General features: G+C 60.5%; 10 protein-coding genes and 2 pseudogenes. 1 reads left to right on the plus strand and 11 read right to left on the minus strand.

All coding sequences use genetic code 11. From position 1 onward, the window contains the following. Positions 1–15 precede the first annotated feature (15 nt). The 4 genes from G369_RS0123280 to G369_RS38705 form a co-directional block, all read right to left on the minus strand. On the minus strand, positions 16–1,572 hold the full coding sequence (locus tag G369_RS0123280) for a 3'-5' exonuclease (RefSeq protein ID WP_019656455.1): 1,557 nt from the start codon (positions 1,570–1,572) through the stop codon (positions 16–18). Between the two features lie 314 nt (positions 1,573–1,886). Next, positions 1,887–2,711, minus strand: coding sequence for a hypothetical protein (locus tag G369_RS0123285; protein ID WP_019656456.1), 825 nt, complete (start codon positions 2,709–2,711; stop codon positions 1,887–1,889). Positions 2,712–2,916: 205 nt separating this feature from the next. Beyond that, positions 2,917–3,852, minus strand: a complete 936-nt coding sequence (locus G369_RS0123290) for a hypothetical protein (protein WP_157773768.1) — start codon at positions 3,850–3,852, stop codon at positions 2,917–2,919. Positions 3,853–4,129: 277 nt separating this feature from the next. Further along, a complete protein-coding gene (locus tag G369_RS38705; protein WP_167333975.1) occupies positions 4,130–4,432 on the minus strand; it encodes a helix-turn-helix transcriptional regulator in 303 nt (100 codons plus the stop codon). Positions 4,433–4,684: 252 nt separating this feature from the next. On the opposite strand from G369_RS38705, the pseudogene G369_RS37750 reads away from it, so the two are divergent. After that, positions 4,685–5,410: pseudogene (locus G369_RS37750) on the plus strand (ShlB/FhaC/HecB family hemolysin secretion/activation protein); the annotation flags it as partial. Here the strand turns inward: G369_RS37750 and G369_RS39925 are convergent. The 7 genes and pseudogenes from G369_RS39925 to G369_RS36205 form a co-directional block, all read right to left on the minus strand. Further along, a complete protein-coding gene (locus G369_RS39925; protein WP_026346566.1) occupies positions 5,396–6,748 on the minus strand; it encodes a phospholipase D family protein in 1,353 nt (450 codons plus the stop codon). The pseudogene G369_RS37750 and the gene G369_RS39925 overlap by 15 nt on opposite strands. Positions 6,749–6,845: 97 nt before the next feature. Beyond that, on the minus strand, positions 6,846–10,238 hold the full coding sequence (locus G369_RS0123305) for a DEAD/DEAH box helicase family protein (RefSeq protein ID WP_019656459.1): 3,393 nt from the start codon (positions 10,236–10,238) through the stop codon (positions 6,846–6,848). Beyond that, complete coding sequence (locus tag G369_RS39545) at positions 10,238–13,384, minus strand: site-specific DNA-methyltransferase (RefSeq protein ID WP_019656460.1); 3,147 nt, start codon at positions 13,382–13,384, stop codon at positions 10,238–10,240. The genes G369_RS0123305 and G369_RS39545 overlap by 1 nt, the downstream gene beginning before the upstream one ends. Positions 13,385–13,420: 36 nt before the next feature. Then, positions 13,421–16,336 carry an SNF2-related protein gene (locus G369_RS0123315; RefSeq protein ID WP_019656461.1) on the minus strand — a complete coding sequence of 972 codons (2,916 nt, stop codon included), beginning with the start codon at positions 16,334–16,336 and terminating at the stop codon, positions 13,421–13,423. After that, complete coding sequence (gene mads1 / locus G369_RS0123320) at positions 16,333–16,536, minus strand: methylation-associated defense system helix-turn-helix domain-containing protein MAD1 (RefSeq protein WP_019656462.1); 204 nt, start codon at positions 16,534–16,536, stop codon at positions 16,333–16,335. The genes G369_RS0123315 and mads1 overlap by 4 nt, the downstream gene beginning before the upstream one ends. 395 nt (positions 16,537–16,931) lie before the next feature. Continuing rightward, positions 16,932–17,330 (minus strand): annotated as a pseudogene (locus G369_RS0123325) (transposase); the annotation flags it as partial. Between the two features lie 305 nt (positions 17,331–17,635). Next, on the minus strand, positions 17,636–18,913 hold the full coding sequence (locus G369_RS36205) for a tyrosine-type recombinase/integrase (RefSeq protein WP_019656464.1): 1,278 nt from the start codon (positions 18,911–18,913) through the stop codon (positions 17,636–17,638). Positions 18,914–19,213 lie beyond the last annotated feature (300 nt).

Raw genomic sequence — 19,213 nt, forward strand, 5'->3', positions numbered from 1 at the left:
CCGATTACGCCAACTTCACTTCCGCAGTGCGGCTTTCACGGCCTTGCTGGTCATGAAGCGCGATTCCTCGGTGAACGACTGGCGCGCGTGTCGGCTCCACATTGGGGCATGGTGTAGCCAAAGGCGGCGGCGCGCGCGTGTCACCGCTACATACAGAATCCTCCGTTCCTCGTTCAACTGCCCCTTCAACTTGCTTCGGCTGTCGGGCAATACGCCATCCGTAACTCCAACCACGAACACATGGTCCCATTCCATGCCCTTCGCCTGGTGGATGGTGGTAACGGTGACTGCGTCGCTCGCTACATCCTGAAGAGCGCGCGCTTGTAGCTCGGCAGCCGTCCCAAAGGCTCGGCACATGGGCTGCCAGGCGTTCAGGTAGTTGCGCAGATCCTTGTCGGCCCGTATGCCGCCGCGCAGTCGCAGGTAGGCCTGAGCACAGCCCATGTAGCGCGTTTCCAGATAAGGGGACTGGGCCGAAGCTACCTTGGCGGTCTCGGACACAAAGGTGTTCCATCGTTTGGATCGCAGCGTGTCAGTCAGGTCGTCCTCGGCGATCACGTCCTCCAGCACAACACCAAGTTCATCGCGATACCGGCCCCGTCGTTCGCGCACACCGGCACCGCTGCCAGCGGCAAGCGACGGGTCAGGTAGATGCTGCTCAACAGCTCCGACCACCCGAATCAGTTCGAGCAACCGTTCGTCGAGCAGTGCGCCGGCTCCGAGGAGCGTGGACGGCACGGCCACCGAGCGCAGCGCCTGCGCCACGGGCCTGACGGTCGAGCGGTAGGGGCCCAGCACGGCGATGTGGGAGGGGGACACCCCACTGGCGACCAGCTTGCGGATGCGGGTAGCAACGCGCTTGGCCATCGTGGTCGAGTCTGCCGATTTGGTGTATTTCGGTTGCTTGCCCGTTTTCTTGGTCTTGATGGCAGGACCACCCATCGGCTTGGAAAGGGCCTCGGCCAGATCGGCGGTCTCTCGGGTTAGCCGGAAAGAGGTAGACAGCGGCAGAGTTTTCACACCCTCGATCATCGATTCCAACGGTGTGTAGGTAACGCCGGCGAACCCGTATAGGACCTGCATCCTGTCGCCCAGCGCGACCATCGACTGCACCTGGCGAGCGAGCTGCACGATGAATTTGAGTTGGAGCGCGCTGCAGTCCTGGTACTCGTCAATGATCAGGTGATCGGCATCTACGGCCTGCTGCCCTCGCTTCTTCACGGCCTGCATGCCTCGGCGCAGCATCTTGTCGTAGGCTTCGCGCTCAAGGCCCGTGGGGACCGAGATACCACCTCCAGCGGCCCGAAGAGCACAGGCATGGCAGGTCAAGACGGTGACACCAGCGTGATTGCCCAGGCCCACCGCATGCAGCCGAGCCTTGAAGTTGTCGACCGTGGCGTTGGAATGCGAGAGCACCAGGATCTTGGTTCCGCGCTCCGCCTGCAGGAGATGGGCGACACGCGCAATGGCCGCCGTGGTCTTCCCGCTGCCGGGACACGCCTGTACCTCAACGTATCGGCTGGTGCCTTCGGCAATGCGCCGAATCTCTTCGGAAAGCTTGTTTCTCTTCATGTTAACGACAGGCAGAGAACGCAGACTCGTGTTGAATGACTCCGCGTCGGATGTGTGATGGGGGACGGTGCGCGTAGGTATCGGTCATCCGTTTTCGGTGAGACGCGAAGAAACGGAATTCTGAAAAGAGAGATTTTTCGGCTCTGTAGGGCTCAGCAGCGCAATGCCGGATTTGTAATGTTTTGGCAGCTGCGCTGATGAGCCAAAACTGCTGAGAAGCATCGAAAACGATAAGAGAAAGTCATGTTTTCGATGCTCACCACAACGAGCAAAAGAAAAAAGCCTGTACCTATACCAATAGGGGAAGTAGAGACTTAGCGCTTGTCCGGGAAAACCCCGCTCAGTGCTGCGCTTCGTGCGTTTTTCTCCCAGGTTTTCGCACTGATCCGGTTGAGCGCGCGAATCATCGACGGATTCGCTGTCTTCGCCTTTTGCAGCACAAACATCGTGCCGACGAGATAGCGCTTGGAACTGAACATCCTACGCGCGCGCGCATGAGCGGCCTGGGCGCTGGTCGACTTTCCTTTCAAGTTCTTGCCGAGCGCGCGGCGAGTACCAAACTCCCAGAACCGCACGTTCCGGTTCCAGAAGCCATCAAAATCGTAGTTGTGAAATTCGGCGACCGTACCGAGTTGCGCTGCGCGAAGTGCAGCGCTCCCTTGCAGCCGCACTTCTGTGTGCAAGCCATGCTGCCCCTTGGAAGGGGTGGACAGTTTCGTTGGCTGATCAGCGTAGAGGGCCAAACGGCGCATCTGTTCGCGACCACCGAAGTAGACGGTCTCCTTGAACTTCTTGATCTTCTTCGGGCTGTGGCGCAAGGTGACCGTTTGGAGGAAATAGCGCAGCATTCGGAGCGCCTCGATGCGAAAGCGCGTCGTGTAGTCCCTGGCCACCTCCGCGCCTGCCGGCTCGGACGCGATGGTCGTCCCGAGCGTCGACATCAGAGTAAGAAAGAAGCTGGCAGCAGGCTGGCTCACCTCGAGGACATATGGCCAGTTCGGCATGAAAGGGACGCTGACGCCATGGTACCCGAGCTTATGGCAGTGCTGTTCCAACTCGGTGCATTGCGCTCTGGAGAGCGGCCCGCTGAGGCGAATCTTGACGTGGTCGAATGCATCGACCCGGGTGGGTTTGCGCATGATGGTGATTGGTATTCTTGGCGTGAAGGTTGGGTTGACTGGCCGGCGGCGTTGCGCGAGTTGCGCGGTAGCGCGAGAAATGCCGCAACGCTGGTACGGCGCGAGAGTTGCCGAGGCAGGAGAGATGGCGTTGCCGCAAACGCGGCGCCGCCAATCGAGGCCAGTAGGGTGGATCTGACCCGCCGATCGGGCACTTGGCCCAGGGCTAACCCGGAATGTCGAAGAGCCTGTTACGTCGGGGTGGAAGGTCGAGCAGGCTGGCGTAGGTCTTACGCCAGCCGTCATCGCCTTTGGCGGGGGGAAGTGGGTGCATCTTGTCGAGACGGCGTTTGACGCTCGACTTGTTCAACTCCATGACGACGCCGATTTGGGCAAGCGAGTCACCGTCGCGGCGCATCTTCAGCATTACGCGATCAGAAATTTGCGCTGCAATGAATGCTTCGGTCAAGAAATTGTGGCGACCGTCTTCGACGCCCACTTGAACCATGATGTCCTGGGGGCCAACGAGAAGACCCGACTCCGCAGTCGAACTGCGAATCGAGAAGGCCGCGTGAGAGAGAGGATCGGGCTCACAGACAGCAACATCGAAAAGCTCGCTCGTCACATCCCGGAAGCGAACGGCATCGTCCTCGTCGTCGAAGTGCGCGAACATGAGCACGTAGTAGCCCTGGCGCTTGGCCTCCATGTTCAGTTGGCTGATGCCCTCGAACATGTGCAAAGGGATCGGGTGGGGAATGCGCTGCATGATCGCCAGTGCTTTGTGCGACATGATGCCGATCGTCTTGCAGTACAGCAGCCCTTCGTTGCTCGCCCAGTCGAATGCGCGCTCACTGACATGACGGAAGGTATGGTCGGCCGCATCTGCAGGGGCAGGAAACAGCGTTGACTGCGCTTGCAGTTGGTGAAGCACGCGGCTGGGGGCTGTGAGCAACGTTTCGACCGCGTTGCGCTGCATCTGCACGCCGGCGATCGGTTGCCCGGTGCGTACCTGCTGGATCGAGTACGCGTTGAGGTAGCCGAGGGGCAGCGCGGGGGTGTACGCGAACATCAGCACGCCGTTTTCCGCAGAAAGCGACGCTGTGGCATCTGGTACTGCTGCGGTAGGCGCGAACTTTGGCGACGGAGAGGCGGGCACGTTCACGGGGAGCTTGCCAGAGGGAGGGGAGGACATGTGTAATGCCGTATGAATGGGTTGAAGATGCCTTGCCCCTAGGCCACCTGTGCGGGCTTTGGAAGCAAGGTCAAAACGAAGTCAGCTCGATGCTTGCCACCGGCTAAAGCCCAGGCATGATCAAACTAAGGACCGATAAAGGTGAGGGCGACGGCGATCTCAATGCCGCATGTTGCCAAGGTCGCTTGAGGCGGCAAGCAGGCCGTCACTGGATGGTTGTCGGGCTGCTTGGTAGGGATGCCGCTGCCTAGGTCGGCTTCGTGTGGCCTTGGGCACGCGATGGGTCGATCATCAGCGCTTGCTGCATCGCTACCACCTCGCTCGCGAAGTAGCCACGCGTTCTTGGGCCGTTAGCGCGCGCCGCCGGAACGATTCCGGCCGAGACGCGGTTGTAATAAGTAGACCGCGACCAGCCCATCAAGGCGATAAATTGATTGAGCCGGACGAACTGTTCCGGGGTTTGTCGGGCTGTTGTGCAGATTTCCTGCAAGACGTCGACAGGGCAATGTTGCGACGTTGGATCGTTGTGGACTTTCTTCACCATACGCATTTCGAAAACGCATTGGGGCGCTTCCCCTAGCGAGTTGACGAAGTCTGGTCGAATCTGGGCGAACCCACAACCGAGCCAGTAAGCGAACGATCGTAAAGAAGTCCCGAGCAACAGACTTGGAGCGACAAGCCTTCCGAAGTCATGAGTTGCCGACGTGATGCCGCAAAACCTTCGGGGAACGGTGCCCGGCCAATATAGCAAGGAGTTGGAAGCCGCGCAATGCTTGATGAAACGCTGATGAGTGCAGGCCATTCAAACAGCGACCTCGTCGTCAAGTACGTCCAATCAAAGAAGTGGCGCGTCACCCTCAGCCTCGACGACAGCGGCATCGAAGCCACCGGCCGCTATCAGGCCGGCGCCACCTTGTCCCTGGACAACCCCTTCGGCCTGAACGACCTGTTCTACGTCAGCGCCAACCACAACATCAGCAACCACCTCTTCGGCGACCCGGCCAAGGGCACCGAAGGCCAGACCGCTCACTACTCGCTGCCATACGGCTACTGGCTGCTGGGCCTCACGGCCTCCAACAGCCAGTACCACCAAAGCGTGGCCGGTCTGAACCAAAACTACGTCTACTCCGGTAAGAGCAACAACGCCGAGGTCAAGCTCTCGCGCCTCGTCTACCGCGACCAGAGCCGCAAGACAAGCTTTGCGATCAAGGGCTGGCGCCGCGAGTCGCGCAACTTCGTGGATGACACCGAGGTGGAGGTGCAGCACCGCGTGGTCGGTGGCTGGGAGCTCAGCCTCAATCACAAGGAGTACATCGGCGAGGCGACACTCGAAGGCACGCTGGCCTACAAGCGCGGCACCGGCGGCTTCGGTTCGCGCACCGCGCCGGAAGAGGAGTTCGGCGAAGGCACGTCGCGGCTGAAGCTCTACACCGCCGACATCAGTCTCAACGCACCGTTCAAGCTCGGCGAACAGAAGCTGCGCTACTCCGGCCGGACGCGCTCGTGGTTAAGGTCACACACCAATCCTGACGTTGTACCCAAGCGCCCGCAACCCCTTACTCGTGCGCATGTTCCGTGGTGGAAACTCGTCGGGGCGCGCCCAGCCGACGATCTCTCCGAGACTGCTCAGGCCGATGTGAGGGATCGCCCATTGGTCGCTGCGGATCGCATTCCAGAGTCGTGCCGAAACACTGCCGTTACCCCAGACGACGTAGTTCAACAGATCGAGCATCGTTTTTCCTTCGCTGGATCGTTGCCGCCAGAGCCATTCGCCGAACTTCTGGACCTTGTCATCGCCAGCCTGCGGTCGGTCCGGCAAGCCCAGGTGCTCGTTCTCCTGCTTGATCGCGTGGTCGCGGATCGCGTGCACCCGGGAGACTGCATCGACGAACTCTTCCTCGCTCAGTTTCAGAATACGGTCTCGTGCCAGTAGCTCGCGCAGTCGCGGCGACCAATCGTAGATCGTACGTTCCTCAAACGAGTGGTCGAAGTCGGCAGCATGCCACCACTCCAGCGCGTCCCGTAGAGCCAGCTCCGGGTTCTTGGAGTTCCTGGCGAAGAACTCTTCGTAGGGATGGCGATTCCCTTCCTTTACCTGCTTGTAATAGTAGGCGTGCAGGAACTGGTCTGCCTGAACCCCCGGAGCAACCGACGCGTCGATCCAGTCGGGTTTGATGCCCAGCGCCGAGACTCTTGATGCGATGGATCGCATCACCTGCAGCGTGTCGTTCCAGTCCTGCTCGAACTTCTGGAAGCGCTTCTCGGATGACCGCTTTGTGTCGACAAACACCAGCCCCTGGTTCTTCGGCAACAGACGTTCCTTGTCGAACTGCTGTTCAAGCCCGTATTCGCGCTTCGACAGTTCTGATCGCCGGTATGCCAGGCGCAACTGCTCTTGGTAAATCTCTTTGGTCAGTGGCCGTGCGCGGTCATCCACTTCCTCGAAGAAGCGCAGCAGCTCTCGTTCCATGCCAGTCTCGACGAGTTCGTCATGCGGCAGGAAGGTGCCCGCTTCGATGTTCGAGATCCAGGCTCGGTCAGAAAGGTTGGCGGACCCGATGTACGCGCCCGCATCCACCCACCAAATGACCTTCGCATGCAGGATGTCGGGCACCAGCTTACAGTCGAAATTCGGGCTGGCCTTGTCGAGGAACCACTTCAGCACCGCTGGGTCGATGGCCACGGTGTGGTCATAGCGGCCGAAGAACTCCAACGGTTTCAAGTGCCGCGCGCATGCCTCGAACAACTGCATGTTGTCGCGGCTGGCGTAGGCGACCGCTGCACGAACGCGCGTGCAGGACTCGATCACTTCGCCCAACAGGTTCTGTAGAAGTTGCTTGTTGAGGGGGCCGGCGACGAAGCGCATAGCAGCTCGCGCCTAGCCTAGCAAACCGCTAAGTGCTGATGGCGCCGTGCCATCCGCAGCGAGCGAGCTGTAACGGAGACTTCAGCCTCGTGTTCAGTCATGCGGTGCCCACCTTGGCAAACAGCTTCTTCAGGTAAGCGGCTCCGCCGTCCTCCATGAATAGCACATGGCGGCTTTCCAGGTCGGCCTTCTTCGTGGGATCGCCCACGTTGAGCAGGTCGGCGAACTTGGTTGGCGACAGGACGAAAGCGTTCAAGACCAGCGGCGGTTCGCTCGCCTTGGCCTGTTCTGCCAGCGTCGTCTCCAGCGTCTTCACTTCCTTGTAGAGGCCCAGCTTGGGGTGCGACAGATCGAGATTGCGCAGGCCCTTCGGATCGACGAAGGTCAGCCACTGCTTGCCGCTGACATCGTCCACCAGCCAAAGCAGGAAGTCCGGGTAGAAGTTGCCAGCCAGCGCGAAGCCCAGCCCTTTTTCCTCCCGATCCGCATTGCGCAGCAGGTAGAGGCTGCGCGCCCCAATCGCAGCCTTGCCGTCCGGGGAGTTGTAGAAAGCCTCCAGGTCACGGACGAAATCCCATTCGCTCGGTGCATCGAAGGCCAGCGGGCGCAGCTTTAACGGCACCGCGTCCTTGTCTTCCAGCGCCAAAAGTGGGTAGTACAGGTGACGGTCGAAACTGATGGCGACCATGTGCGGCGCGTTCCACTGGCTCGCCTCGCCGATCTTGCCGTCGGCCACCAGCTTGTTCAGCACTTCCAGCTTGGCTTGATATTCCAGCCCGTCGTCGGTATTCTCGATCTCGAACTGATACAGCTTGAGCATCGAGCCGTGGTCTTCATCCATGTGGATGATGTCGTAGAACTGGCCCTCGTAGCCGGTCTTCAACGCCTTGTAGAAGCGGTCGGTGTAGTCGGTGAGCAGCCGGATCAGGATGTCTTCCTGCTCGCGGATGTCCGCAAACGTGGTCACGTTCAATTCCACCGCCGGGATGAACAGCGTGTACCAGTCCGACGCGCCCGCGCAGAAGTCGATCAGCTTCTGCCGATCCAGCCGCAGGTTGCTCCAGCTTCGTTGCAGCTTGTAGTCCTGCAAGGCCAGATAGACGCGATCCCAATCGAACACCGGGAACAGGTTCGAGTTCAGCTTTCCCTTGTTGCGCGCTTCCGTCGTGGGTGTCGCGCCCTTGTCCTTGCTGGACAGCGCCTCGACGCGAGGGTAAAGGTCGAGCACGACGTGCGGCGACTTGATCTTGCCTTGGAACTGCGCTGGGATTTCGTACAGCCACGGGAAGTGCGTGCGCTTGAAACCCAGCTTCTGGTTGTCCTTGTAGCCGTCCTTCAGCGCCAGCGTCTTGAGTTTGCCCTTGGGCAGGTTGGCTCGCGTCGGGAAGTCCAGCTCCAGCACTTCGTCGCTGGGCGTGATGCCTTCCTCGCGCAGGTAGTCCTTGAACGCGGCCATGTAGCTGGCGCGCACGCCGAAGATGTTCAGCGCCTCCAGCTTGTCCAGATGCGCGCCCTTGGGCCTGTCCTGCGGCAAGGTGCGCTTGAGCGAGAAACCCTTGCCCTTCAGACGCACGCCGCGCCCGAACAGCTGGATGATCTGCGAACCCTCGCCTTGGCCCATGTTCAGCAGGCCCATCGTCGAGACACGCCAACTGCTCCAGCCCTCGGTGAACTTGCGCGAACCGATCAGCACGTTGAGGCGGCTGTCCTTGTTGTTCAGCGTGCCGAACAGCGCACCGCCGAAGTCGTCGCGTTCGCTGTCGAAGGCTTCCACGTCCTCCGCCATCCCGAAGAGGCCCGCGTCGTCGCCGATGTTGATGAGGCCGAAGGGCTCAGCGTCGCCCACCCGCAGCGCCAGCTCACCCTTGCTGCTACGGATGTTCACCAGCTTCAAACGCTGCTTGGCCGGGGCATTGAACACGCGCAGCAGGATGTCAGCATAGAGTTCGTCCTCCTCACCGGAGAAGGCCATCAAGGGCGTGAAGCGCCCGGTGAAGATGTTGTTGCCCTTGGCGTCCAGAATCTGCGCGCGGTCGGCAATCAGGTCGGCCAGCCAGGTCTTGATCTGCGCATCGTTGTTGAGGAAGGCCGCGAGGAAGGTCACCACTTCCAGAATGTCCGACTCCTCTCCCGACACCGTGTTGCCCACGAACACCCATAGCGGCTTCTCGATGTTGAAGTCCGCCAGCTTGTCGCGGTGCGTGCTCCACAGCCAAAGCTGCTGATAGAAGGCCAGCAGGCAGGCGGTGAAGTATTTGGCGGCGTTGTCGGCCTGCTCGTAGGCGTCGCCGTTCATGTTGAGGATCAGCGATTCCTTGCCGTAGCCGTCCTCGTAGAAGAACTTGTACGAGTAGTCGAACAGGATGCACTTGGCGTAAATCTCGCGCGTGGCGGTAATGCGCGCGCGGCGCTTGTCCTCCGCCGTCAGCGCAAGCTGCGCCTTCTGGCCGTCATCCAGATTGCGCAGGCTGGTGGTGTTAAACAGCATCTTGGCGCGCTTCTTCTGGATGTCCTCCTCGGCCTGCGCCACCGTCATGCCCTTGGCCACCGCCTGCCCGAAGGTGGCCGAATACTCGAAGGCGAAACCGCCGCGCACCAGCGCATCGCGCCTTGCCATCCACGCGCCCGCCGCCGTGCCCGTGCCGCGATGTCCTTCGTCCACCAGCACGAGGTTGTTGCCCTCGAAGGCATCCACGGCGACGGTCTTGTCGCCCATCTCGTCGCCGAGCTTGTTGATGTCGATGATCTCGATGGTGCCGCGCGCCGGAGTCTGAGCCTTGTTGAAGAACTGCGAAAAGCCAAAGCCGGACAGGTGCAATTCCTCCAGGTGCTGGCGCGACAGCCCCTCGTTGGGCGTGAGCAGGATGATCTTGCTTGGATAGTGATCGCTGCGCCCCGCCTGGAAGTAGTGCAGGTACTGGCGGATGTTGACGTGCAGCAGCAGGGTCTTGCCGCTGCCGGTGGCATTCCAGAAGGCGATCTTGTTCAGGTCGTCCGCCTCAAAATCGCGGAATGGCTCCGAGCCTGTTTCGGCACGGTAACGCGTCATTGCCTCGTTCAGGCCGTCGAGCAAGTCCTGACGGTGGTTGAAGTACCAATCCAGATACAGCTCGGTGAACAGCAGCGAGAGGTACTGGAAGTACTTCATCTGCAATTCGTGGCCTTCCAGCTTGTTGCGCTGGGCGGTGATGGCCTGCCAGTGCGCGACCACGTTCAAGTCGTAACGGCGCAGGTCGGCCTCGGGTACCTTGTTCGGGTCGAACAGGCCACGGACAAGTTCGTGGAAAAACTTGGTCTGACCGTCTTCGTCTATGCCCTCGAAGCGGTCGTCGCCCAGCCGCATTTTGAGCGCCGCCAGCGTGCCGCCCTGGAAAAAGCCCAGCACCCAGCGGTTGAGCACCAGCTCTTGATGGAAGCTGCGCTTCTTGCCTGCGGTTCGCGGGGCTGCCGCGCCGCCTGCGGCGGCTGTGTTCTTGCGGGGGCGTGCCATCAGACATCCTCCACCGAGAACATGCGCTCCAGAAACTCCGGCTCGATCTGGCGCAGCTTGAGCACGCGGGTCGCACCGCCTTCCTCGGCGGTCTGGGTCAGCACGGTCGGGATGTTGTGGTCGCCGTTGATATAGACCACGTCGAACTCGTTGTCCGCCGGGTTGATGGCGAGCTTGTCGCACAGCTTGCTGACGCCTTCGTAGTCCAGCACGTCGCAGTCGCGCCAGAGCACGAGGCAGGTTTCGCCGCCGGCCAGCGTGCCAGTGACGGTGATGAATCCACGCTCCGGCTGGGCGTCGATGTGCTTGACGCGCAGGCCGATCAGGAAATTGAAGGTTTCGACCAGATCGATCTTGCGCGGCTCGAAGGCGCCCGCCGAATCCACGGCCACGTTGAGGGTGTAGTCGAAAGGTTTTTTGAAGTCTTCCACTGACAACAGCGAGCCACGGCTTTCCACGTCCAGCAGGTAGTTGAGCAGGAAGTCGTCCTTGGCCTGCTGCGGCAGGGTGTTCAGCAGATCGCCCTGCGCTGCGGTGCGGCTCAGTTGCAGGTTGTTCAGGGTGTCTTCGTAGCTTTCTATTTTGAGGACTTTGAAGCAGTGGGAGATACCGGTGTCAGGTGCAGTCGGCTTTCCGTTTGCCCACTCGGCAGAGAACACGACCTTCTGCAAACGTGGCTTGAGCACGGTATCGAAATACTCGCCCTGCTCAACAAGTAGGTACTGCCGCTTACCCCCATCCCTGCGGTTCAATGTGATGGTGGCGTGTGCCGTTGTTCCGGACCCCCCGAAATAGTCCAGCACCAGTGCGTCCGTTTTGGATGCGCCAGCGATATAAATGGCGTCCACAACTGCGTGAATCGACTTCGGATATGAAAAAGGGTTGACTCCAAAATGAGCTTTCAGCAGCGCTGTTCCATGCTCAGTCGCTGAGTGCTTGGCATCTGCCCATGTCGACACGCAAACCACCCCGTCTTCATTCGGCCGCCTTTTGCAGTACACATAGCTCTCACCCGAACGATCATTTCGTACAGCGAGTTCAGACTTCTTTGCTTCAACTGTCTTCCACTCCCATCGCCAACGTTTTTGAACGCCGTCTTCGTTGTCTGGAAAAACAACCGACTCATCACTTCGAGGCTGCTCAAGCGCCAACCACTCTTCCGTGTCTTCCTTCCACTCAAGCGGTGGAACCCTGAGGGATTTACCGGATATGTAGATCGGGTAGTACATAGAACGGCGCGCATTTCTGTCAGAGTCTGACCCCTCACGGCGGAGGTTGCGCCATTCGAATACTCCCTTCTCATCCCGTTCCCTGAAGCGCGCCATCTGCGCCGGAGTGGGCGGCAATCGCTGTATCTTGGATTCTTCTGAATTTCCAGCGTACAAAAGGTACTCGTGCGATACGGCATATCCGCTTTGCGTCGGCCGACCAGACGGGTTCGCGCGCACTGCTATAACTCCGAGCATTTGGTTGTCGAAGATTTCAGATAGAAGGAAGCTCAATTCTCTTTGTTGAGCATCGTCAATTGCTGCGACCAAAATCCCAGCTTCCTTCATCAGTGGACGACTCCGCTGGAGGCGGCTCTGCATTAAGGAAGCCCAGCTAGAAGACTTGTACCCATTCTTGTACAAGATGGCGCTTGCATCCGAGTTGTAAGGCGGGTCGATATAAATTGAATCTATTTGCCGCTGGTATCTGCCCTGCAGCAGGCCCAGTCCTTGAAAGTTATCACCGTCAATTAATAGACCGTCAACGGTTGATTCAAGATCCCCAATGCTGCTTAAAAGCAGCCGAGCGAAGTCATTGCTGAACAAGCTCGTATCAACCATTCGATACAGCGCAGCCTTCAAATCCTCCAGCGTCCCCGACGCGTCGCCATCCCAAACGCCCAGTTGCTTCCACCGCGCCCATTGCTGCTCGTTCGCCACCACTTCTGGCCACAGCGTTTCCGGCACCCGATCCAGGGTGATGCAGTAATGGCTGGACACCACGAACTTCTTTTTCAGCCACAGCTTCTTCTGAAAGTCCTCCAACTGCGCGAGGAAGGCGATCAGCTCCAGCGCGATGGCGCGCAGGCACTGGATCATCCGCAAGTTCTTCTCGATGTCCGCAAACGCGCCAGCGTTCTGCACGTCGTCAAGGCGCATCACTTCGTTCTTGATGTAGAAGTCCAGCTCGCGCCGCAGGAATCTGCCCAAGTCCTTGTGGATGAAGTAGTCCGCCGTGTTCTTGGTGGTGTAGTCGGTCAGGTGCTTTTCCAGCAGCGTGCGCTGGGGGTTCTTCTCCGTCGGCGCGCGGTTGCCCAGCGCCAGCCAGCGCGCCTTCACCGCCGCATCGGCCAGCACGGCCTCCACCGCCTTCGTGACCAGCGCCTCCTGTTTGGTGCCCTTGGGCTGGGCTGCGTAGTCGAAACGGACGATCAGTTCCTTCGTCTCGTTCGCGCCATCCACTTCCTGCACCGGCAGGATGTCTTCTTCGTACTCGGCGCCCTGATCGTCAATGCGGGTGACGGTCTTCTTTTCGACCAACGCGAAGCGGCGCTCCTTGTCGTTGTCCTTGCGGTTGTCCTTCGCCGTGTCGGCGGCCACCAGCCGGAAATGCACGGTGCGGCCATCGTCCAGCTTGAAGCTGTAGTTGGCAAAGTTCTCGCCGCTCTTGGTGTAGTACTGATCCTTGTTGGCCCAGTGCAGCATCACCTCCTCGCCCGCATAGGGGATGGCGTAGGTGTCGCCCTTGTAGCGGCGCTGGCTGATGAAGTCACCCTGCTCGTAGTAGCGGGAGAAGAAGGACAGCAGTTGCGAGAACACGGCGTTTTCGTATTCGCTGCTGCCTGCGGTGGCTTCCTTCAGCCGGGCGCGCAAATCCTTGACCTTGGGCAGGTCGTCGGGATTCGCGCCCAGCGCCTGTGCCTGCTTGATCGCTTCGTCCAGATCGGTCTGCAATTGCTGGGCGCTGGCGGCGCTGCCTGCGGACAGGGCGGCCTGCACCTTCTCGGCCAGCCGGTTCTCCAGATAGTCGTTGATCTCACCCGCGCGGGCGTTGAGGATGCGGTAGATGCCGAAGTCGAGTTCCGGGCGGTCGATCTGGAAAATCTCGCGCAGCTTGGCGACGAGTTCCTGATATTTGGGGTTGTGTTTGTTGGTCATGGCGTGCCCTGATCTCGAGGTTTTCTGATTCTTTGCTTACGTGACCTGCCAGCGGATGCTGAACAGGGTTTCGTTTTTGGTCTTTTCTTGCAGGCGGCGCTGGAGCGAGGCGATGAGTTCGTCGCGCTTGGCGATGATCTCGTCCTCGACGGTGAAGATTTCCTGCCGCAGGCGACGCTGCTTGCGTTCCAGTTCCGACAGCTCGCGCTGTATGCCGTCCTGCTCCTGCAAGGTGGCGGCCTTGCGCCCGTCGCGCTTCAACTGGGCGATGCGTGCCTTGGTCTTCTTCAGGGCTTCCTCGGCGGCCAGCAGCTTGTCGTCGGCCCAGCGCTCCAGCTTGTCGCGCTCCTCGTTGAACAGGCGCTGGTTGGCTTCCAGCACCTGCGCGATGGTGGCGGCGACCGCGCGCTGGCTGTTGGCGGCCAAGGCTTCCGGCGCAGAGGCGGAAAGCGCGGCAGGCTTGCCCGCCGACGCGATGCTCATCAGCTTTTCGCAGGTTTCCTGATCCAGCGGCTCGCCGTCGTCGGTTAGGCCGGAGAACAGCAGCGCCTCGGTGGTCTCGTAGGCGGTGACTTCCAGCCGCGCCAGCGTGAGCCAGCCGGATTTGCCGCGCAGCTTCTCGACCACGGAAATGCGCGCGCCGTGCTTGCCGTAGTCCAGCTTCACGGTGGCGGCGGGTGTGGCTGCGGCAAGGCTGGCGTCGATGCTCCATTCGCCCAGCGGATGGCTCAGGCGGTAGGCGTGGGCCAGCATGTCTGGCTGGGCCGCGCCGCGAATGAGTTGGTACCGCCCCGGCGCGATGCCATCCGGCGGCGTGCTCAAGGAAAAGGCGTAGGACTGCTCGTCAAAGCGGGCGCGCTCGCTCAAGGCGTAGCGGGTAACGCCCCAGAACCAGCGCCCCAGCTTGTCCAGCCGCGCTTCGGCTTCGTCCAGCCGCAGCTTGAGACGGTCGTGAACATCCTCGTCGAAGTTCTCCAGCAACTGGGTCTGGGTTTCCTTGATCCGGTCGGCGATGACTTCTTCCAGTTCCGTTTGCAACTGGTTGAAGGCGGCTTCGATCTGCTCCGGCTGGCGGCAGGTGTCGTAGATCTGGAGGATGCGCTTCTCGAAGTCGAGGCCGCCCTCGATGCGGCCCAGCACTTCGTCGGACGCGCCAAACACGCCGGAGAACAGGTTGAACTTCTCGGTGAGCAGTTCCAGCACGCGCTGGTCGGCCTGGTTGCGGGTGTTGAGGAAGTTGATGACCACCACGTCGAAGCGTTGACCGTAGCGGTGGCAGCGGCCAATGCGCTGCTCGACGCGCTGTGGGTTCCACGGCAAGTCGTAGTTGATGATGAGCGCGCAGAACTGAAGGTTGACGCCCTCGGCGGCGGCTTCGGTGGCGATCATGATTTCCGCGCCGGTGCCGTCATCCTTGCGGAAGTGGTCGATCAGCGCGGTGCGCCTGTCCACCTGCGGCGAGCCGGTGACGCGATCCGTGCCCTTGAACTCCGTAAGCCACTGTTGATAGACGGCGGCGGATTCCTCGTGGGCGTTGGTGCCGGAGAACAGCACCAGCTTGCCCGCGTAGCCGTTGGCGGACAGGAAGCGATGCAGGTATTCCTGCGTGCGCTTGGATTCCGTGAAGATGATGGCTTTGCGCGGCGCGCGCAGTTCGGCCATCTTGCCGAAGCCCAGCGTGAGCGCCTTGAGCAACGCCTGCGCCTTGGTGTCGGTTTGCAGCGCCCGCGCGGCATCGATGAAGGCAGTGAGTTCCTCGATCTCGGCGCTGATGGCGGCGCGGGCGGCGTTGGGGTTGGGCTTGCCGTCGTCTGCTGACGCGGGCACGAGGGCGTTGGAGGCTTCTTCGTCCTCGCTGGCTTCCTCTTCCAAATAGTCCTGCTCCAGATCGTCCTCGGCGATGAGCTGCTCGACCAGTTCCGTGCCGTCGTCTTCCGTCGCGCCCGCCGCCAGCAGGTTTTGCAGGCGTTCGCGGATGGTGACGAGCGTGGCCGCAACCGCGTGCGAGCTGGAGGCCAGCAACTTGCGCAGGATGAGCGCCGTGAGATGGCGCTGCTGCTTGGGCAGAGCGTAGGAATCTTCCTTTTGCAGGAAGGCCGAGATGCGCTCGTAAAGCGCCTGCTCGTCGTCAGTGGGGTTGAAGGGCTGGGTCAGTGCCTTACGTTCGGTGTACTTGATGTATTCCAGCACGTCGCGCCGCAAGGTGCGCTTGGCAAAGCTGCCAATGCGCTCGCGAAGTTCGTCCTTGCCGGTGTCGCTGTTCATGAACTGCTTGCGGAAGGCTGTCTCGTCGCCGAACAGGTGCTCGTCGATCAATGTGGACAGGCCATACAACTCGATTAGCGAGTTCTGGAGCGGAGTGGCGGTGAGCAGCAGCTTCTTACGGCCTTCCAGCGCGCGCTTGAGCGCCTGCCCAGTGCGGTTGCTGGCTCGGTGCGCGTTACGAAGCTTGTGGGCCTCGTCGATGACGACCACATCCCACGACACAGCGCGCAGTTCCGCCTCCAGCTTGGCGGCAAACTGGTAGGACATGATCACGACCGACTTGCCGACAAGCCCCTGCAAGGAGGCAAGGATGTCGCCTGCGGATTTCTTGCGCAGGGAGACGGCATCCACCACGGTGCTGGGCACGGCGAACTTGTCGTGCAGCTCCTGCGCCCATTGCTTGCGCAGGCTGGCCGGGCAGATCACCAGCAGGCGGCGGCGGCGCTCGGCCCAGTGCTGACAGACCACCAGCGAGGCTTCGATGGTCTTGCCGAGGCCCACTTCGTCGGCCAGCAACACGCCTTCCTGCAAGGGGTTGCGCAGGGCAAACAGCGCCGCCTCGATCTGGTGGGGGTTCAGATCAACGCTGGCATCGAACAGCGACTGCGACAGGCGATCTACGCCGTCGGCGGCGTGCCGACGCGTCAACTCGTGGGCGTAGTACTTGGCGTGGTAGGCGGAGATCAATCCGATGCCTCCGCCTTTTCCGACTGGGCTGCGATCCAGCTGTCGATGTCCGCCGTCCGGAAACGCCACGTCCCACCGACCTTGAAGGCCGGAATTTTCTTGGCGGCCGCAAGGCGGTAGATCGTCCGTTCCGTGACCTTCAGGTACTCGGCGACTTCCTTGATAGTGAGGATTTCGCCTTCGCTACTGTTGATGGTCATGGACTGGTCGATCTGCGGAAAAATTCGACAGGATAGTGCAGAATTTTCAAAGCAAAGACGACAAGTGCCCCTCCTGCCTAGATTTGTCAGGGAGATGTAGCTCAGTCGACGTTCGCCTTGGTGTTCTCGCGCGGCACGAAACAGGTCGCTTTTTTTCCAAGTCAACGTGCTCCCAGCGCGCCTGGAGCAACTCACCAATCCGGCTGGCGATCCCTAGTGTCGTGAGTTGAAGCTGTAGATGGACCCGTTTTTCGCTCGCGCGGACGCGCTCGTGATCGTGGCAATTCGATCAGCGTTTGACCGGCGCAGAAGTTGTCAGCGAGACGATCTCGTCGCCTCACGACACAATGACGGCGCTGCCCGCAGCGCGATGCGGCATCTCGGCGCTAGGGCCTTCACTGCGCGTAGCCGTGGTGTGCGAGCTTCTCGATGTTGTGCACCAGGGCGCACAGGTTCCACTGCCCATCGACCTTGGCCTGCCCGCGCAGCGTGAAGCGGTTGAGCTGCTTGTTGTGGCGCAGGTTGGCGAACACCGGCTCGACCGTCGCGAAGCGTCGTCCATACAGTGCCCGGCCTTCGGCGCTGTCGATGCGCTGCTTCATCCGTTCGGTGTGCAGGCTCTTGCCCGGCAGCTTGCCGATGAAGAACGCCACCTGTCGCGTCTTTGTCTTGGCCGGCGTGCGCAAGCATTGGTCGCGCAGCACGCAGGGTACGCAGGCCTTCTCGCTGCCGCGGAATTTGATGGCGATGTAGCCACCGATCTTGCACTCGCGCCCATTGGCGTACAGCGCCTGCCCGGCCGGGCAGGCGCAGGCGTGAGTGCTACGGTCGAACGTGAAGTCCTGCGGCCCCTACAGTGAGCCGGTCTTCCATGAGACGGCGGCACGACATGGGCCTGATTCAACCCCTTGCCAGTCCCATGCGGTGCTCTCTGGCGTAGTGTCCTGTGCTCTGCGGCAGGGCTGACTGGCAACACTGCAGATTCTGGCAATAGTCTGGCAACGGCCGAGATAAAGAAAAAGGCACCTAGAGCAATCTGCGCTAAGTGCTTGATTTATATTGGTATTTTGGTGGGACCTGAGTGACTCGAACACTAGACCTACGGATTAAGAGTCCGCTGTCCGGCTGCTGCCTGGATGTAGATAGCCCAGTCTTCCATCAGCTGCCTGCGCTTCTCTACCATGTCGCTGCGAGCATAGGCGCGGACCGTCTGGTCGCCGACCAAGTGCGCCAGTGCAAACTCAAGCATTTCGGCGGGGTATTGCGTGTTGTCCATACCCCAGGTCCGAAACGTCGCGCGAAAGCCGTGCATGGTGTACGGCTGTTCGAGGCGGCGCAGTAACTGCGTGAACACCATGTCGCTGTACGTCTTGCGGCGGGGGGAGGGGAACACCAAGTCGTTGGCGTCGGTACCGTGTACTGCGGCGCTGCTTTTTCTTTCTGCTTCTCGCTCGGCCTGCAAGGTGCGCGCAGCTCGCAGCACTTCGGTGGCCCGGTTCGACAACGGCACGCGATGCTCGCGCCCGGCCTTCATGCGCTCAGCGGGGATCGTCCAGTTGCGCAGCGACTCATCAAACTCCGACCAGCGGGCACCGCGGATCTCGCCCGAGCGGGTGGCCGTGAGCACGCCGAACTCGAATGCCAGTTGCACCGTAGCGGTGGCCGTGCTGGCGTGCACCTGGGCTAGCAGCTCGCCGACTTGAGGATGAGGGCAGGACGGGTGGTGCTCGACCTTGCGCGCCTTCTCGTTGGCACCCAGCGCGATCCTGACCTGCTCCCAAAATTCACTGTCCACCCCATGGCAATAATCTTTTGCGGCCCCGTAATTGATCACCTTGCGAATTCGCTGCAAAAGACGATCAGCCGTCTCCGCTTTTTCCTTCCAAATCGGTTTCAAGGCCTTCAGAATTTCGTGCTTGCCGATCTCACGAATAGGAAGTTTTCCGAAATGCGGGAAAGCGTAGGTGGTCAGTGTATTGATCCACTGCGCCTTGTGCTTGGCATTTTTCCAATCATCGGCATGTTCCTTGTGGTATTCCTCGGCGCATGCCTTGAACGTCACGCTCGCCTGCGCCAGTTGAATTGCAGTGGTTTTGAGTTCGATTTTCTTTTGCTCGCGGTGCTCGATGGGGTCAATACCTTCGGCGATCTGAATTCGGTGTTCTTGAGCGCGTTCGCGGGCGCGTGCCAAGCTCACGTCAGCCAAGGAGCCTAGCCCCATATCACGGGTGCGGCCCAGGAAGGTGTAGCGCAAGATCCAGGCTTGGCTGCCACCCGGGGCCACCCGGAGGTACAGGCCCCGGCCGTCGAGGTGGTAGCCGGGCTTTTTTGCTTTGGTTCGGATGCTGGTAATGGTTAAAAGGTTGTGGCGGGTCATGTTTTGGGCGTAGCTGCGCCTTGTTGGGCGGGTGCCCTTTGCGGCACTATTTGGTAGACCAATTTTACCAAGTAAAGCCCTAAAAACCTGCCTATGTTTTTGCCCATTATTTAAGCTGGACGCCAAAAAACCTGGTTGGGCGTTATTGGAGGCTGGGTTTTTCGTAAGTGCTTGCAGCCAAAGGTTTTTTTGTACTTTGCTGGTTGCTATTGGGCGGCAATGTTTTTATAATTGGCGGCCACACTCTCCGCCAGAATCAATCTCTGGCAGTTTTTGAAAGTCCCGCGCAGCCTCTGCGAC

The organism is Variovorax atrisoli 110B (assembly GCF_000382045.1).
Classification (GTDB): Bacteria; Pseudomonadota; Gammaproteobacteria; order Burkholderiales; family Burkholderiaceae_C; genus Variovorax; species Variovorax atrisoli.

Excerpts from the sequence above, each read along its gene's own strand:
- G369_RS39925 (WP_026346566.1), bottom strand. The coding sequence starts at position 6,748 with ATGCGCTTCGTCGCCGGCCCCCTCAACAAGCAACTTCTACAGAACCTG.
- G369_RS38705 (WP_167333975.1), bottom strand. The coding sequence starts at position 4,432 with ATGCGTATGGTGAAGAAAGTCCACAACGATCCAACGTCGCAACATTGC.
- G369_RS36205 (WP_019656464.1), bottom strand. The coding sequence starts at position 18,913 with ATGACCCGCCACAACCTTTTAACCATTACCAGCATCCGAACCAAAGCA.
- G369_RS0123305 (WP_019656459.1), bottom strand. The coding sequence starts at position 10,238 with ATGGCACGCCCCCGCAAGAACACAGCCGCCGCAGGCGGCGCGGCAGCC.
- G369_RS0123280 (WP_019656455.1), bottom strand. The coding sequence starts at position 1,572 with ATGAAGAGAAACAAGCTTTCCGAAGAGATTCGGCGCATTGCCGAAGGC.
- mads1 (WP_019656462.1), bottom strand. The coding sequence starts at position 16,536 with ATGACCATCAACAGTAGCGAAGGCGAAATCCTCACTATCAAGGAAGTC.
- G369_RS39545 (WP_019656460.1), bottom strand. The coding sequence starts at position 13,384 with ATGACCAACAAACACAACCCCAAATATCAGGAACTCGTCGCCAAGCTG.
- G369_RS0123285 (WP_019656456.1), bottom strand. The coding sequence starts at position 2,711 with ATGCGCAAACCCACCCGGGTCGATGCATTCGACCACGTCAAGATTCGC.